This is a genomic window from Streptomyces sp. NPDC093064, assembly GCF_044754605.1.
Classification (GTDB): domain Bacteria; phylum Actinomycetota; class Actinomycetes; order Streptomycetales; family Streptomycetaceae; genus Streptomyces.
In genome coordinates this window covers 28,437-43,268 of sequence record NZ_JBIVPK010000055.1, presented here as the reverse complement: position 1 = coordinate 43,268, position 14,832 = coordinate 28,437, and the positions used below count along the sequence as shown (strand labels likewise).

The 14,832-nt window shown below is 70.0% G+C and carries 19 protein-coding genes and 1 pseudogene; 9 read left to right on the top strand and 11 right to left on the bottom strand.

Annotated features, from left to right (window positions below; all coding sequences use genetic code 11):
* The 4 genes from ACIQFZ_RS36860 to ACIQFZ_RS36845 form a co-directional block, all read left to right on the top strand.
* Window positions 1-156 (top strand): transposase (locus tag ACIQFZ_RS36860; RefSeq protein ID WP_402693271.1); only part of this gene is annotated, 156 nt, incomplete at its 5' end.
* Window positions 153-1,361, top strand: a complete 1,209-nt coding sequence (locus ACIQFZ_RS36855) for an RNA-guided endonuclease InsQ/TnpB family protein (RefSeq protein WP_402693264.1) — start codon at window positions 153-155, stop codon at window positions 1,359-1,361. The genes ACIQFZ_RS36860 and ACIQFZ_RS36855, both read left to right, overlap by 4 nt.
* A gap of 552 nt (window positions 1,362-1,913) precedes the next feature.
* Window positions 1,914-2,153: a hypothetical protein gene (locus tag ACIQFZ_RS36850; RefSeq protein ID WP_383064551.1), complete on the top strand. Its 240-nt coding sequence runs from the start codon at window positions 1,914-1,916 to the stop codon at window positions 2,151-2,153.
* Window positions 2,153-2,530 carry a toxin Doc gene (locus ACIQFZ_RS36845; protein ID WP_365436077.1) on the top strand — a complete coding sequence of 126 codons (378 nt, stop codon included), beginning with the start codon at window positions 2,153-2,155 and terminating at the stop codon, window positions 2,528-2,530. Before ACIQFZ_RS36850 ends, ACIQFZ_RS36845 begins: the two co-directional genes overlap by 1 nt.
* Before the next feature lie 350 nt (window positions 2,531-2,880).
* Here the strand turns inward: ACIQFZ_RS36845 and ACIQFZ_RS36840 are convergent, their stop codons facing one another.
* The 3 genes from ACIQFZ_RS36840 to ACIQFZ_RS36830 all read right to left on the bottom strand — a co-directional run bounded on the left by ACIQFZ_RS36840 (window position 2,881) and on the right by ACIQFZ_RS36830 (window position 4,119).
* Window positions 2,881-3,414: an AAA family ATPase gene (locus ACIQFZ_RS36840; protein ID WP_402693270.1), complete on the bottom strand. Its 534-nt coding sequence runs from the start codon at window positions 3,412-3,414 to the stop codon at window positions 2,881-2,883.
* A 68-nt stretch (window positions 3,415-3,482) separates the two neighbouring features.
* On the bottom strand, window positions 3,483-3,803 hold the full coding sequence (locus ACIQFZ_RS36835) for a hypothetical protein (RefSeq protein ID WP_383062989.1): 321 nt from the start codon (window positions 3,801-3,803) through the stop codon (window positions 3,483-3,485).
* Window positions 3,775-4,119, bottom strand: coding sequence for a hypothetical protein (locus ACIQFZ_RS36830; RefSeq protein WP_402693263.1), 345 nt, complete (start codon window positions 4,117-4,119; stop codon window positions 3,775-3,777). Before ACIQFZ_RS36830 ends, ACIQFZ_RS36835 begins: the two co-directional genes overlap by 29 nt.
* Window positions 4,120-4,628: 509 nt before the next feature.
* Between ACIQFZ_RS36830 and ACIQFZ_RS36825 the strand changes: the two genes are divergently transcribed.
* Window positions 4,629-5,087, top strand: coding sequence for a type II toxin-antitoxin system prevent-host-death family antitoxin (locus ACIQFZ_RS36825; protein ID WP_402693262.1), 459 nt, complete (start codon window positions 4,629-4,631; stop codon window positions 5,085-5,087).
* Window positions 5,084-5,329: a type II toxin-antitoxin system RelE/ParE family toxin gene (locus ACIQFZ_RS36820; RefSeq protein WP_402693261.1), complete on the top strand. Its 246-nt coding sequence runs from the start codon at window positions 5,084-5,086 to the stop codon at window positions 5,327-5,329. The genes ACIQFZ_RS36825 and ACIQFZ_RS36820 overlap by 4 nt, the downstream gene beginning before the upstream one ends.
* A 92-nt stretch (window positions 5,330-5,421) precedes the next feature.
* Here the strand turns inward: ACIQFZ_RS36820 and ACIQFZ_RS36815 are convergent, their stop codons facing one another.
* From ACIQFZ_RS36815 to ACIQFZ_RS36800, 4 genes are all read right to left on the bottom strand, one after another.
* Complete coding sequence (locus ACIQFZ_RS36815) at window positions 5,422-6,033, bottom strand: restriction endonuclease (RefSeq protein WP_402693260.1); 612 nt, start codon at window positions 6,031-6,033, stop codon at window positions 5,422-5,424.
* Window positions 6,034-6,187: 154 nt separating this feature from the next.
* Window positions 6,188-6,397 (bottom strand): hypothetical protein, encoded by a 210-nt coding sequence (locus ACIQFZ_RS36810; RefSeq protein ID WP_402693269.1) that lies wholly within the window; start codon window positions 6,395-6,397, stop codon window positions 6,188-6,190.
* A 685-nt stretch (window positions 6,398-7,082) separates the two neighbouring features.
* The gene (locus tag ACIQFZ_RS36805; RefSeq protein WP_365429389.1) at window positions 7,083-7,373 is read right to left on the bottom strand and encodes a hypothetical protein; all 291 of its coding nucleotides are present in this window, start codon (window positions 7,371-7,373) and stop codon (window positions 7,083-7,085) included.
* A gap of 101 nt (window positions 7,374-7,474) precedes the next feature.
* A complete protein-coding gene (locus ACIQFZ_RS36800; protein WP_402693259.1) occupies window positions 7,475-7,801 on the bottom strand; it encodes a hypothetical protein in 327 nt (108 codons plus the stop codon).
* A gap of 496 nt (window positions 7,802-8,297) precedes the next feature.
* On the opposite strand from ACIQFZ_RS36800, the gene ACIQFZ_RS36795 reads away from it, so the two are divergent.
* Complete coding sequence (locus tag ACIQFZ_RS36795) at window positions 8,298-10,109, top strand: phospholipase C (protein WP_402693258.1); 1,812 nt, start codon at window positions 8,298-8,300, stop codon at window positions 10,107-10,109.
* A 147-nt stretch (window positions 10,110-10,256) separates the two neighbouring features.
* A complete protein-coding gene (locus ACIQFZ_RS36790; protein WP_402693257.1) occupies window positions 10,257-10,706 on the top strand; it encodes a transposase in 450 nt (149 codons plus the stop codon).
* Here ACIQFZ_RS36790 and ACIQFZ_RS36785 read toward each other — a convergent pair.
* The 4 genes and pseudogenes from ACIQFZ_RS36785 to ACIQFZ_RS36770 form a co-directional block, all read right to left on the bottom strand.
* On the bottom strand, window positions 10,600-11,430 hold the full coding sequence (locus tag ACIQFZ_RS36785; protein WP_402693268.1) for a family 20 glycosylhydrolase: 831 nt from the start codon (window positions 11,428-11,430) through the stop codon (window positions 10,600-10,602). The two genes, ACIQFZ_RS36790 and ACIQFZ_RS36785, sit on opposite strands and share 107 nt — an antisense overlap.
* 370 nt (window positions 11,431-11,800) lie before the next feature.
* Window positions 11,801-12,109, bottom strand: coding sequence for an NAD(P)-binding protein (locus ACIQFZ_RS36780; protein ID WP_365429401.1), 309 nt, complete (start codon window positions 12,107-12,109; stop codon window positions 11,801-11,803).
* Window positions 12,106-12,438: pseudogene (locus ACIQFZ_RS36775) on the bottom strand (RidA family protein); the annotation flags it as partial. The pseudogene ACIQFZ_RS36775 and the gene ACIQFZ_RS36780, both read right to left, overlap by 4 nt.
* A 32-nt stretch (window positions 12,439-12,470) precedes the next feature.
* Window positions 12,471-12,596, bottom strand: a complete 126-nt coding sequence (locus tag ACIQFZ_RS36770) for a hypothetical protein (RefSeq protein WP_365429404.1) — start codon at window positions 12,594-12,596, stop codon at window positions 12,471-12,473.
* A gap of 270 nt (window positions 12,597-12,866) precedes the next feature.
* Here ACIQFZ_RS36770 and ACIQFZ_RS36765 point away from each other — a divergent pair, with 270 nt between their 5' ends.
* Window positions 12,867-14,801 (top strand): SpoIIE family protein phosphatase, encoded by a 1,935-nt coding sequence (locus ACIQFZ_RS36765; protein ID WP_402693256.1) that lies wholly within the window; start codon window positions 12,867-12,869, stop codon window positions 14,799-14,801.
* Window positions 14,802-14,832 lie beyond the last annotated feature (31 nt).

The following is a 14,832-nucleotide window of genomic DNA, read 5'->3' as shown; positions in this document are numbered from 1 at the left end:
GAGTTCCCGCACCTCAAGAGCCGTATGCCCACCCTGTGGTCGTCGTCGTTCTTCGTCGCCTCGGCCGGCGCCGTCAGCGCGGACACGGTGGAGAAATACATCAACACCCAGTGGGAACGTCCCTGGACGAAGAAGCAGAAGGAGGAACGGCCTTGATACGTGCCTACAAGTTCCTCCTGCGGCCCACCGTCCGGCAGAGCCAGGCGCTCGGCGAGATGCTGCGCGATCACTGCTCGCTCTACAACGGCGCGTTGCAGGAACGCCGCGACGCATACCGGCACAGCTCGAAGACCTCAATCAAGTACGGGCAGCAGTCCGCGCAGCTCAAAGAGATCCGGGCGTTCGACCCCGAGCGGCAAGGCCGCTGGTCGTTCTCCAGCCAGCAGGCCACCTTACGCCGCCTGGACAAAGCGTTCCAAGCTTTCTTCCGGCGTGTGAAGGCCGGGGAGAAGCCCGGATATCCCCGCTTCCGTGGCGTGAACTGGTTCGACACCGTTGAGTTCCCCAAGGACGGCGACGGTTGCCGCTGGGACTCCACCCCGCACGACCCCGTCACCCGCGTACGGCTGCAAGGCGTCGGGAACGTCCGGGTGCACCAGCACCGGCCCGTGAAGGGCCGGGTCAAGACCGTCAGCATCAAGCGCGAGGGGCGACAGTGGTACGTCGTCCTCGCCTGTGACAACGTGCCCGCCGAGCCGCTGCCGGCCACCGGTGCCGTGACCGGAATCGACATGGGCGTCACGCACTTTCTCACCACGTCCGAGGGTGCCCACGTCGAAAACCCCCGGCACGGCAAGCGCAATGCCGATGTCCTCGCCGACGCTCAGCGCGCACTCAAGGCGTTCCCCCGCAGGAAGCGGGAGAACCGCACTGCCAAGCACCGCCGGGCCGTGGAGAAGGTCGCCAAGCTGCACCGCAAGGTACGGCGTCAGCGTCTGGACCACGCGCACAAAGCCGCGCTCGCCCTGGTCCGCGACTACGACCAGATCGCTCACGAGCGGTTGAACATCGCGAACATGGTTCGCACCCCCAAGCCGAAGCCCGACCCCCAGGCACCCGGTGCGTTCCTGCCGAACGGCGCCGCCTCGAAGGCCGGGCTGAACCGCAGCATTCTTGACGCGGGTTGGGGGGTGTTCCTGGGCATCCTCGCGCAGAAGGCTGAAAGCGCCGCTCGCGCACTGATCCCGGTGGACCCCCGCAACACCTCGCGCACCTGCCCCGAATGCGGGCACGTGGACGGCGAGAACCGCGACGGCGAAAAATTTCAGTGCACCGCCTGTGACCACCGCGACCACGCGGACCGGGTAGGCGCATGGAACGTCGCACTCAGGGCCGGGCTGGCCCTTCCCGACGTGGCCTAGCCACCGACAGGAGAAGCCCCCCGGATTTATCCGGGGGGAGGAGTCACGTATTTGCGTCGCCCGCGCCGCCTAGGGCCTGGCAGCGCGGCCGCCCCGCCCCACACGCAACACACCGGCAAGCGCGCACCACGTCTGCACCGCGCCCGCCTCGATCTCTCCCCGCCTGACGTCGCCGCTCTGACGGCGGCGCATCGCGGCGGCTCCAGCCGACGCGCGAGGAGCAGCGGGCGCCCGGTCCCCTCGCCCGCTGCCCGGGGCCTGTCCCACCCACCCACTTCTCTTTTCCTCCTACTGGGGGGCGTGGACTCGGGGGCGTTGAGGGGATGTCGGGCTTCCGCCCACGGCCGGACCAGCGTGGCGACCTGCGGATTCGCGGACAGGCGCGGCAGAGGGTGCGGACGGTTGTCGGTGGGGATTTGGGCCTGGTCGACGGAGGCGTTGTCACTCCGTAACTACAGAAACGAAATCCTGCTACTGGCGCACAAGCGGCGCGTCACAAGGGGCATGAGCGAGGCTTGGCGGACCCGGCACCAACCAGGTACCATCGCGTGTATGCCATCACTGAATGTGTCCTTCTCCGAAGAGGAACTGGAAGGCGTCCGTGCGGCCGCCGCTGCCGAGGGCAAGAGCCTGAAGGCGTACCTTCATGATCTCGGAGTGCGTGAAATGCACCGCAAGGCTTTTGTTGCCGGCGCGTCCTCCTGGGCTGAGAAGTTGCGCGGCGAGTTCGACGAGGCGTTCCCCGAGGAGATCCCGCCCTCCCGTCGTGGCGATGAGGCTGCGGCTGCCTGATGGATCTGCGCATCGACGTTTCCTGGCTCCTCGACGTCCAAGAGGCTGCCCTGGGGCATGAGGACGTGACGGTCGCTGACTACTCTGCGTTGGTGGCGGCCGTCGCGCGGCACAAGACGCGGATGCCGACACTTGAGACGTCCGATCCGGACGTTCCTTGGCGTGCGGCAGCCCTTCTGCACACGATTGTGCGTCTTGAGCCGCTACCGCACCGGAATAGTCTTTTTGCTGCTTTTGTCGCGGCTCAGTACATGGCTCAGTCCGGTGAGGGCATTGACCCGCCTTATGGCGCTCTGTCTGATCTCATCCGAAAAGTCCGCGACACCCGGCTGAGCGTGTACGCCGTCGCCGACACGCTGCGCTCCTGGAAGGTCTGACTCCGGCGCGCGGCGGAGGCCAGGCGCCTCGCGAAGCCTCGGGTTGACAGTGCTCGCCCGGTGCCTGTACTCAGATGCGGGCGGCGTCCACCGCTCCTGCGTTGATCAAGGCCTCGCGCAATGCTCCGACCGCATCCGGGTGTTGGTGGCCGGGTCGGGCCGCCGCAGATGTGAGCAGGACGCGGGCGTGCCGGAGTACGGCTTCCTGGTCCCATACGTGCGCGGACCGGGTGGCCAGCCGGGCCGTCAGGAGCAGGGCGTCCTGGTTGTCCGGGTGGGCGGCCGCGCGTTCGGCGGCGGTATGGGGAAGGCCGGTGCGCAGCGCAACATCTGTCGCATCGGTGCGCCGGTCAGCGGTCCAGTGCGGGCAGGTGGGCCAGGCCAGTGTCGAGCATGATGCGGTCGGTGGTCTCGTGCAGGGTGCTGTCGGCGCCGATGACGGTCTCGATGCCGCCGGGCAGCAGATCGCGCGGCCGGTACCAGTCGCGCAGCTGCGTCTCGCTGACGTCGTCGGCGATCGGCTTGGTGGCGTGCCGGGCGAGGGTTTCGCCGAACGGCACGTCCAGGTAGTAGCCGTGGGTCGGGCCACGGTGGTCGGCGCGCAGCTGGGCGAGCATGTCGCCGTAGTGGTCGGCGTAGAGGATGCCTTCGACCACGACGTGGAATCCGGCGTCCAGGGCGTAGCGGGCGGTCAGGTCGATCAGGCCGATGCTCGCGGCGCCGGGCCGGTCCCGCTCTCGGAGCACGATGCGGCGGAGGTTGTCCTGGCCGACCAGGGCCAGGCCGCGGCCGAACCGCTCGCGCAGACCGGCCGCGACGGACGACTTCCCCGAGGCGCTGTTGCCGCGCAGAACGACCAGCCGGGTTTCTTCGGTGCCCACCATCACGGCGGTCACGCTACCGACGGCCGGTGACAGCGCCTGGGGCGTTCTGAGGACGATGCCCGGCATCGTCACCACAGCCAGGCGGTGGAGTGCCGTACCCGGGACAGGGCGCGCGCGTCGCGGCGCGCGGCCGCGTTGCCGATGCGGTTCTGCCGGGACCGGGTCCGGCGGGACTGTCCGGCGACGAAGCGGCGGCGACCGGCGTCCTGGAGCCGCCTGCGCTGCTTGCGCAGCTCCCGCTTCTTCTCCCGGTCGTTCTTCGGTGTCCGGGGCCGCCTCCAGATCGGCTCCCACGGCGGAGGCTCATCGAGCACGGCAGCCCGCTCCTGGACGGCTACGCGGGCGAGGGCGAGGGCGTCCTCAAGGCTGGGTTCTTCCGGTGTGCCCACGCGACTCCTCCTGTGGTCCGGCCCGGCGCGTGCTGGGTGCGTGCGGCGGCGGGGCCGTCGCCGGGGCGGGCTGTGGTCGGGGACCGTGGGCGACGGCGCGGTCCCGGATCCCGTCCTGGAGCTTGGCGGCCATCTTGGTGGCGGCGGCCTCGAACGTCCGGCGGGTCTGCTCCACCGTGGCGACGTCGGTCGTCTGCTCCTGGCCGCGACTCGCCTTCCGCTCCGTACGGGACGGGCGCGGGCGGGGCCCCGGGACGGCGGGCACGGCGACGGTGTACGGCCGGGAGCGGGAGTCCAGGCGGTCCGAGCGGCGCACCGCGCGGACCCGGGCGGTCAGCGCGCCGGCGGCGAGGCGGGCCCCATCCGTCGGCTGGCCGGGCGGGTGTAGTCGTCGACGACGGTCTGATGCGCGCCGCGCGGCGGCGGGCCCCATATCACACAGCTGCCCGGCTGATGAACCGCGCGGTGCACACCCCGCGTCGGATCGCGCCGGTACGGAACGCGGCCATGCGACTGTTCCTGACCATCGGCAGGCCACCGGCCTGACCCCCGCCAGGCACACCCTGCACCACCGCCTCCGAGTCCGGGCCCACGCCTGCCACAGGCCGAGGCCGGCGCCTACGCGGACGTCTGGGAGCTGCCATCGGGGCGGCCGCGCAGGTGCCCGCGCCTGCACCGGATGCGCGCCTGCGCTCCTGGACACCTACGAGGACGAGCGCCTTCCGGTCGCGCGGACCACGCTCGACACCGCGATGCGTTCTCCGGCCGCCACGAGGGCGGGTGGGCCGTCTAGCCCGAACGAGCGATGGGTCGCCGACTTCACCTATGTCGCGACCTGGTCCGATCGTCGGCTGGTCGGCCGCCACCAGCAAGCGCGCCAAGCTCGTCCTCGACGCCCTCGACATGGCCCTGTGGCTCCGCGACCGGGCCGGCATCCCCGCAGGTCCCCGGCGCGGCGGGATGGCAGACCAGATGCCGCAGAACGGGAGGCCAGGATGTGCACACTCCCGTAAGGTGGTGTGCATGACGGAGACGACCTACTCGATCGTGGAAGCTCGCGCCCGCCTGGGCGCCATCGCGCGCGAAGTCAGCGCCACCCGTGAACCGGTCGCCATCACCGACCACGGACAGACCGTCGCCATACTGGTCAGCCCCGCCGACGCCCTGGAACTGCAGGAACTGCGGGCCCTGGCCGCCTACCGCGCCCGCCAGGCCCGCGGCGAGGACGCCGGCGTCTCCCATGACGAGGCGTACCGGCGCGTGTTCGGCGGTACTGAGGCGTGAACTACGAGGTCATCTGGGAGCCCGAGGCCCTCGCCCAGGCGGAGCGGTTCGCCAAGGACGACCCCGACGGAGTACGGCAGGTGTTCACCGCCATCGACCGCCTCGCCGACAACCCCCGCCCCGACGGCGCCTTCGGCAGCGCCGACCTGCTCCGCATCCACGTGGCCCGCTACCGCGTGATGTACGAGATCAACGACCAGCAGATCCGCGTCAGTGTCATCCATCTCGGCCGCGTGCGCTGACCAGGCCCATCCATGCGCCAGGCCAGGGCCCAGTCACGCCCCTGGGACACCTGTCCTCACGTCTTTCGTCAGACGGCCACCGGGTGTCACGGTCAGGCAGAGGGGCGCCGCCTGGTGCCGCCGCCGCTTCCGTTCAGCGGGATCAAGGTTTCCAGATGAGCGCCCTTGACCCAGGAGCCCAGCAGGTCGCGGTGCAGGGCCACGATCTCCTGGCGCAGCGCCAGGCCCAGCGCTGCCTTCGTGAACGTGCGGCAGGTGGTGACGAACAAGGCGACGTCCGCGCCGTGTTCGAGACGGGCGGTGCCGACGAACTTCTGCATGTCCTGCGAGGACACACTCCGCTGCGGCGCATACTTCTTGCACTGGACGACCAGCTTGCGGCCGTCGGCCAGGTAGCCGACGGCATCCGCGCCCAGGTCGCCGCTCTTGCCGCTGACGACGACCTTCGTGCAGCCGTCCCGCCGGCACAGATCGGCGACGTACGTCTCGAACTCCTGCCACGACAACGCGTCGACCTCGGCCATCGACAACTCCCGCGCAATGGCCTCCTCCTGCGCCCGCCACGCGCGGTCCTGGCCGACCGCGAGACGGTGCGCCCGCAACAGCGCCCAGATGGCTCCCACCACCACGGCGACGGAGAGTACGACCACCAGGACGGGCCACACCGCTGCCCAGTACCCGGCCACCCACACCGCGGCGGCCACCGCCGCCACCGCACCTCAGCCCTGTAACTGCCTGCGCGTCCGCTTCTTCAAGCGCCAGCGCCGTCGACGTGCTGCCATCACTCCCCCACTCCCCAGACCCGTGATCCGCAGTGGGCGCCGACTGGCGCCGTCCGGCCCTTGCGTGTGCGGGGGCTCATCGACCGGCCTGGGTAACGCCGCCCGCAAGCTGTCCCAAGATGTTCAAGATCCCCTGGCCCGCCGGGGTGGGTGCGATCAGGACGCCCAGCGCCAGGACGATGACGACGCTCAGCTTCCAGTCAAAGCGGCTGCGGGCCTCCGTGCGCCGCCGCAGCCGGAAGAACACGATGACTGCGAGCAGCACCGCCACATTGATGGTCAGCAACTGTCCCAAGCCTCCCCCGACCACCGGCCATCACCACGCGGGGACAGCAGCACGCCGCCCCAGCCTTCCTGTGTAGCGGCGCCGCGGTGATGTTGGAGGCGGGTTGCCGACGAATGGCACAAAGCCATCGGACCTGGCCGAATACCGCGCGGTGGATCAGTCGTGGACGGGCACGGCGACGGATGCGACTTTCATGTAGCCGGGCCCCGTCTCAAGGCTGCCGCTGTGGGCGCCGATCTCCGCCCCGCTCGCTGCTCCTCACCGTCCCCGGGCCGTACAACGTGGCCAGGAACGTCTTGGAGCGGTGCGCCGACTGGTGGAGCACGCAGCACAGGCCGCGCCCCAGCGGGCCGCTCACATCCGCCGCGCCGCCGCCGACCGCTGCACCGCTGGCCCCGCCGCCGACGGCGGCGGGGCAGCCGACCGCGGTCTCCCCCGCCCCGCCAGCGCCGACATCCCCGCCCGGTCCGGTCGAACCGGATGCCGTCCCCGCTGAGGCCGCGCCCCCGGCACGCCCGCTTGTGCCGCCGCGGCCCCCGGCACCATGACGACTGGCTGCCCCGCCTCGCCGCCGCACGCGCCGGGGCTGGTGGCCGTTCGGCCGCCGGCGCTGAACCGTGCGAGCCGACAGCCGGTCGCTGTAAACCCGCGGTGTCTGGGCGCCGACAGCCAGCCCCGTGCTGTGTCAGGTGCGGATCTGATGAGGCAGCGCGCCCGCCCGGGACTGCTTCAGGTACCAGCTGATCTCCATGGGGCACTGGTCGGCGAAGGTCAGGAGCGGGCCGAGGACGCCGTGGTACAGCGAGTCTGTGTACAGGCGGTCGAACTGGGTGAGGCGCCCGACCCACAACGCGGCCGCGTCCTCCGGTACGCCGTCGCCGATGCCCTCGATCGAGCAGGGCGTGTCGTTCCGGCCAGGCGCGCGGTTCGGCCCCAACTCGATGCGCCGGGCCTCGCGGGAACCTACGGCCGACATACAACCCGGCCCAGGACGTGAACCGGCGTTGTCACGTTGTCGAGGGTGTTGGCGCTTGGCGGGGCGTCGGGGCGTGCTGGGGTCGGGGTCCGGCTCCGCGCTCAGGCAGTCCCCTCCTCGATACGACCTCCACGAAGATCATCCCACGTCGCGGCGGCCGCGGCTTCGGCGGCGAGCAGTTGCGTGATGCGCTCCCACTCCGCGTGCTCCGCCCGGCCGCGGACGTCGTCGGCCAGGTCCTCGTGCAGCAAGTCCTGCCGCGCGTCGAACCGGGCGTCCTCGAGGGCCGCCGCGACGGCGCCAACGTCCATGCCCTTCGCCCGGCGCCGTACGACGCGGCGGCCGATGCGGGCGGGGTCGACCGGCTCGTGGGGCGCGGCAATGCGAGGGGCGAGCGGTCGGCGAGTATCGCCGCCGGTCGGCCACATCCTGGTCATCGTCGGCCTCGCATTCGTGGTGGTACGTCCACACGCAGACCGCCTGCTGAGCCGCCGGCTCAGCAGGCCCTGTGCCACACCCCAGGTCCGGCTTCTTCCGCATCGGCGACAGCCCCAGCCTGTCGACTGCGGACAGAAGCCGGGGCTGGCACCGCGTACTCCACGTGGCAGACCGCAGGACAGGCGGTGTTCGCCCTCGGCGCCAGGCACGCCGCGACCGGCGAATACACGGAGATGCCGGACGGCCGGATCAGCTCTACCACGACAGCCGCGCCGAGGCCCTGCGTCTGCTGGGTGTGGAGGTAACGGATGGCTGACCTGCCCTACTGGCGCAACGGCCCAGCGCTGACCGAGGCGCACGAGCTGGAGCTTCCCTGACCCGGAGTTCACCCCGGAGCCATCATGGCATCGTCCCCGCGTCGCCCACCCGGCGGAGCATCCCGGCCGTACGTACCGCGCAAGCGGATCCTGCCCGGAAGGAACCAGCATGGTCAGCAGGGGAAGAAAAGCAACTATACGGAGCCTGGGAGCGCTCGCGGGTGCCGCCGCCCTCACGGTCCTCGCCGGCAACGCCCCGAGCTGGGCCGCAGACGACCACGGACGCTCGTCGACCGCCACGCCCATCGAGCACGTGGTCGTCCTCTTCGACGAGAACGTCTCTTTCGACCACTACTTCGCCACGTACCCGAAGGCTGCCAACACCGACGGCACGACGTTCACGGCGGCGAAGAACACCCCCAAGGACATCGACACCCTCGCGCATGCCGGGCTGCTGACGAAGAACCCCAACAAGTACGCACCCAAGCGGCTCTCCCCCGCGCAGGCCATGACCTGCGACCAGGGCCACAACTACGGGCCCGAGCAGTACGCCGCCAACGGCGGCAAGGCCGACAAGTACGTAGAGAACACCGAGGTCGAGTCGTGCAGCGGCGGCCTGTTCGGTGAGCCGGGCCTGGTCATGGACTACTACGACGGCAACACCGTCACCGCCCTGTGGAACTACGCCCAGCACTACTCCCTCAGCGACCGTGCCTTCAGCTCCACGTACGGTCCCTCCACCCCCGGCGCGCTCAACCTGATCTCCGGTCAGACGCACGGCGTCATCTCCGTCGACGCGGCCTCCGGCACCGAGAACCCCCGCCAGACCGCCACGCCCGACGCCTACACTGTCCAGTCGCCCGATGCCAAGGGCGTCGGCACGGTGATCAACGACCCGGACCCGGCCTTCGACGACTGCTCGGGCAAGAACCACACCAGTCACTACGCGCTCGCCGCGATGCAGGGCCGCAACATCGGCGACCTGCTCAACTCCAAGAAGGTCAGCTGGGGCTGGTTCCAGGGCGGCTTCCGGCCGTCCACCGCGTGGAGCGGCAAGCAGGGCGAGTACGCCAAGTGCGACACCGCCCACGCCAACATCGGCGGGGCCTCGGTCGTCGACTACAGCCCGCACCACTCGCCGTTCCAGTACTACAAGTCGACGTCCAACCCGCACCACCTGCCGCCCAAGAACGTCGACGAGATCGGCCACGCCGGCCAGGCCAACCACAACTACGACCTGACCGACTTCTCCACCGCGCTCAAGGCGGGCAAGCTGCCGGCCGTCAGCTTCGTCAAGGCCTCCCAGTACCAGGACGGCCACGCGGCCTACTCCGACCCGATCGACGAGCAGAACTTCCTCGTCAGCCAGATCAATGCGCTCCAGAGCTCGCCGCAGTGGAAGTCCACGGCCGTGGTCATCGCCTACGACGACTCCGACGGCTGGTACGACCACGCCTACGCCAAGGTGCGTAACGGCTCCAAGGACACCACGCCGAGCAGCGACGGCAGGGCCACCGACAGCCCCGCTTGCCAGGCCGGCCCCAAGGCGTCCGGCGGCTACCAGGACCGCTGCGGCCCCGGCACCCGCCAGCCGCTGCTCGTCATCTCCCCGTACAGCAAGGTCAACAACGTCGACCACACGCAGACCGACCAGGCTTCGATCACCCGCTTCATCGAGGACAACTGGCACACGGGGCGCGTCGGCGACCACTCCTTCGACGCCACGGCCGGCTCCCTCGGGGGCATGTTCGACTTCCAGCACCCCAACAACAAGCAGGTGCTGCTGAACGCGGACGGCTCGGTAAAGTCGGTCGACCCGATCCGCCCAGTCAAGGCGGTCGCCATGCAGAACGCCGCCGCCATCACCGACTCCTCCTCGTTCCCCACCCTCGGGGCCGGCATCGCCACGGGCGCCCTGCTGGCCGCGGGCGTCACGGGCACGGCCTTCACCCTGCGGCGCAAGGCGCGCAGCACCGCCTGAACGGCCAGCCGCTGAGAGTGGGCGGACCCGGACGCCGAGCCACGTGCCGGGTCCGCTCACCCCAAAAAGCGCACCGCCATCGAAAAGCACGCCGAGGACCACGCCGCCGCCGGTCGGCCTGTTCGCGGGGAAGTGAGGAGATCGGCGGTGTCGCTGCATCCTGTCCCTGCCCCCGAGATCCCCGAGACCACCGCGCGGGTGGCCCGGGCGGCGTTCCCCAAGGGCTGCCTGGCAATGCGGGTCCGCGACGAGCTGGGCGTGCTGTTTAGGTATGCGGACTTCGCGGCGGCGTTCCCCACGCGGGGCGGTCCAGGTCTTGCCCCGGGGATGCTGGCGGCGGTGTCGGTGAGGCAGTTCGCCGAACGGCTGACGGACCGCCAGGCGGCGGACGCGGTCCGTGGCAGGATCGACTGGAAATACTTGCTGGGTCTGGAGTTGGAGGACGAGGGCTTCCACTTCTCCGTGCTGTCCGGGTTCCGCGAGCGCCTGGTCACCCGCGGCCAGGAACAGGTCGTACTGGACCGGCTGCTGGCGAGGCTGTCCGAGCGGCGCGCGGATGCTTGCCGAGGGAGCGGATGTGGGCGGCCATGTCATTGAAGTAGGTCTTGTAGCGGGACTTGTCGGCCTGGTACTCGTCGGCGCCGAAGTGCACGTCCGGGCCGCGGAACCACGGCGTGAACTCGTCGAACACCGACTTCATGAAGGCGGTGGTCTCCAGCTTGGACAGGTCCAGGTGGTCGGAGTCGCCGTTGTTGAGGCCCAGGGACGGCTTGAACCGGATGAACGCCAGCGAGTGGGCGGGAGCGTCGAACTCGGGGACGATCGTGACGCCGTTGGCGGCGGCAGTGTCCTCGAAGGAGTCCCAGTCGCGCCGGTCGTACGCTCCGTCCTTCGAGGCCAGGCCGGACAGCGCGGGGTTGTCGGTCTTGAGGCGGAAGCCTGCCTGGGCCTCGCTCCAGGGCCGGTCGCCCTTGAACCCGTTGTCGTTGAGGTGGATCTGGAACTCGTTGAGCTTGAACCAGCCCGTGAGGTGGATGTAGTCGCGGATGAAGTCCGCGGTGAAGAAGCGCCGCCCGACATCCAGCGTGAAGCCCCGCACCTTGTAGTTCGGCCAGTCCACGGCGGTGCCCACGGGGACGGAATCACGGCCGTCGTCGAGCAGCAGGATCTGCAGGAGCGTACGGGTGCCGTAGTAGACGCCGTTCGCGGTCGGCGCGGTGATCCGCACGTTCTCGCCAGTGACCGTGAAGGTGTAGCCCTCTTCCTTGAACCGGGCGCTGTCCACCGCTTCGGGCAGGGTGGGATCGATCGACAGCACGATGTCGCCGTAAGTTGGTGATGGTTCGGCATGATGGCCGGATGGCGAGGGCGGGACACCAACGGATGTCGCTGGCGATCGAGGCGGTCACCCGGGTCGCCAGCTCCTTCGCCTGCCTCTCCAGCCAGGTGCCGGGCGACAGACACGCGCTGGCTGCCCGCCAAGCCGACGCTGCGGACACCTGGATTCAGGCAGCGCGCTCGTCGAGGCGCTGGACCGCCGAAGAACTGGCCGCGCCGGCCTCGTCAGACCGGCGGTACTTGTTCCGCTGCTTCGGCCGCATCAGGCGCATCACACTGGGGAGGAAGGACAGGACCATCAAAGCCGGACTCCACCTGCGGCCTGTGCGCCGATCCGGTCAAGGCCGGCGACCTCATCGGCCGGATGCGCGACCCCAAAGACGTTCCTGCGCCGCGTTGCCCATCTCCAGCCGTGAGGTCTCCTCGCCGGTGTCCCAGGTCCGGCTGATGCGGTAGGTCGGGCGGGCGGCCGTCTCACGCAGCCGGTCACCGACGTCGCGGCCGTCCAGGGCCCGGACCGCGTTCGGGGTGAGGTCGATGTCCGCCCCCACCCGCCCGAAGAGTGGCGCTTGCTCGTAGACAACGACGTCGTCGCGGCCCGCCGCGCGCAGAGCGATCGCCGCGGCCAGGCCGCCAATCCCCCCGCCACAGATTCCAATCACGATTCCGACCTCCTGATCCGGGCTGTCACGTCGATCTCGACTGTCGCGCCACGCCGTACGTACGGCAGCGCCGTCACCCCGACGAAGGTGCGCGCCGGCCAGGGCTCGGCGAAGAGGTCGAGGAACTGCGCGTTCGCCCCATCGCGCAGCGATATATCGGTGACGAAGTACGTGGCCTTCACGATGTCGGCCAGCTCACCGCCAGCGCCGGCCAGCCGCTCGGTCATCCGCGCGACGGCCGCGTCAAGTGCCGCCCGCCGGCCGGGGACGGCCACCCCCGACGGGTCGACGCTGAGCGCCCCGGGGACGTAGACCGTCTCGCCGGCGCGGACGGCCGGGCTTTACGGGTACTCGACGGCGCTCACCCGGCCACCGCCGAGCCGGGCACCTCGACCGGTGGCACGAACGGCTTCGGCATCGGGCCGAGCGCGGCCAGGTCGACCTCGACCAGGGTGGGGCAGTCGGCCGTGGTCGCGGCCCGCAGCACCGGGCCTGCCTGCGCCGGGTCGTCGATCCGGCCATACGCGAGTCCGACGGCGGCGGGCCTCGCGCGATTCGGAGGAGACCAGTGCTTCGCGGCGTTGCTCCCACAATGTGGAAACCCGCACGCCCCTTCCCTGGACGCAACCGAGTGGGACACGCCGCATGACCTGCAGGAACGTGGTCCTCGGTGCCTACGAGGCACGTCTCTTCGGCGAGCCGCGGTCGCCCTCATCCTTTCTGCGATACTTGTGCTAATCGCGAGCGCTGGAAGGCGATGACGGCGGTGGCAGAGCGGTTCCTGGGCGGTGACGGGGGCGCCGCGGGGATGGATCACGCCGCGCTCACCGCAGCGCCCGTGCCCACGGCGGTGATCGCGCTCGATGGCCCGGACCCGTCCAGGATCCTGCTCGCGTCGAGGAGTCTTTTGGATCTGCTGGGACGACGTGAGGAAGGGATCGTCGGACATCACCTGATGGATCTTGTCCAGCCGCACGCCGGAGAGGACGATCCACTGCGGGCACTGGCTGCAGGTGACGACGCCTCCGCCGTCTGCACGGCGATGCGGTGGCCGGGCGACGTTCCTCTGGTCCTGGAGTTGAAGGCGGCTCGCCTGCCGGGCGAGTGTGCTCTGGCCGTCGTACAGCTGTATGACCAAACCGAGCGAGAGCAGGGCCAGCGATCGCTGCGGAAGAACCTCCGCTGCCTGCAGGACATCGCGGACTACTCGTCGGCCATCATCTACGCCAAGGACCTCGACGGCCGCTACATGCTCATCAACAGGCAGTTTGAGCAGCGAGTCGGTATTCAGCGCGAGGAGGTGTGGGGAAGGACCGACTTCGACATCTTCCCCCGCGAATTCGCCATCGTGTACCGGGAACACGATTCCGAGGTGCTCGCCAAGGGTCGGCCGATCGAGATCGAGGAGCCTACGGCGGACATCCCCGGCAGTTGGCTGTCGACCAAGTTCCCGTTGCTGGACGGGTCGGGGCGGCCATACGGCATCGGCGGTATCTCCACCGACATCACCGATCGCAAGCAGGCCGAAGCCGCTGCCGAGGAGGCGCGCGCCGAGGCCGAGCTGGCCAAGACCGCCCTGGCCCTTCAGCGCAGCCTGCTGCCTCAGGGGCTGCCCGAGCACGTCGCCGTCGAGGTCGCGGGGCGCTACCTGCCGGCCGGTGCGTACGCCGAGCCCGGCGGTGACTGGTTCGACGTGATTCCGCTCTCCGGCGCCCGGGTCGCACTCGTTGTCGGCGATGTGGTCGGGCACGGCATCCGCGCGTCGGCCGCCATGGGTCAGCTGCGCATGGCGGTCCGCACCCTCGCCGACGTCGATCTGACGCCCGACGAGTTGCTCGCGCACCTGGACGATCTCGTCATCCGGCTCAGCACTGGGCCGGAATCCGAAGCGGAGGCGCCCACCGGTGATCTCGGGGCCACGTGCCTGTACGCGGTCTACGACCCGGTGTCCGGCCGGTGTTCGATCGCCAGCGCAGGCCATCCCTCCCCCGCTCTGGTGAGCCCCGACGGCACGGTGGAGATCCTCGACGTGCCCGCCGGTCCACCGCTAGGCGTGGGCGGGTTCCCGTTCGAGTCAATCGACCGCGATGTGCCCACGGGAAGCCTTCTCGTGCTGTATACTGACGGGCTGATCGAGGCCGCCGACCGCGACGTCGATCTCGGCCTGGGGGCCCTGTGCACGGCCCTCGGTGGTGCCGTTCCCTCGCTTGAGACCACCTGCGACCTCGTCCTGAGGGCGCTGCTCGCGGACTTGCCGACCGACGATGTCGCGCTGCTCATCGTCCGTACCCACAGGCTGGACGCAGAACAGGTCGCCAGCCGACCCATCCCCGCCGATCCGGCCGCCGTCGCCGCGGCCCGGACATGGGTGACCGACCAGCTCCACGCCTGGGACCTGGACGAGCTGGCCTTTGTCACCGAACTCGTGGTCAGCGAGCTGGTGACCAACGCGATCCGCTACGGGGCTCCGCCCATCCAACTGCGGCTCATCAAGAGCCAGACCCTGATCTGCGAGGTCTCCGACGCCAGCAGCACCGCACCACACATGCGCCGGGCGCGTATCTTCGACGAGGGCGGGCGCGGCCTCATGCTGGTCGCCCAGCTCACCAAGAGCTGGGGCACGAGGCACACCGGCACCGCCAAGACCATCTGGGCCGAGCAGCCCTTTCCCACAGAACGTGCGCGGGCTTGACCCGAGAACGTGGTGTCTCGGGCCATGACCG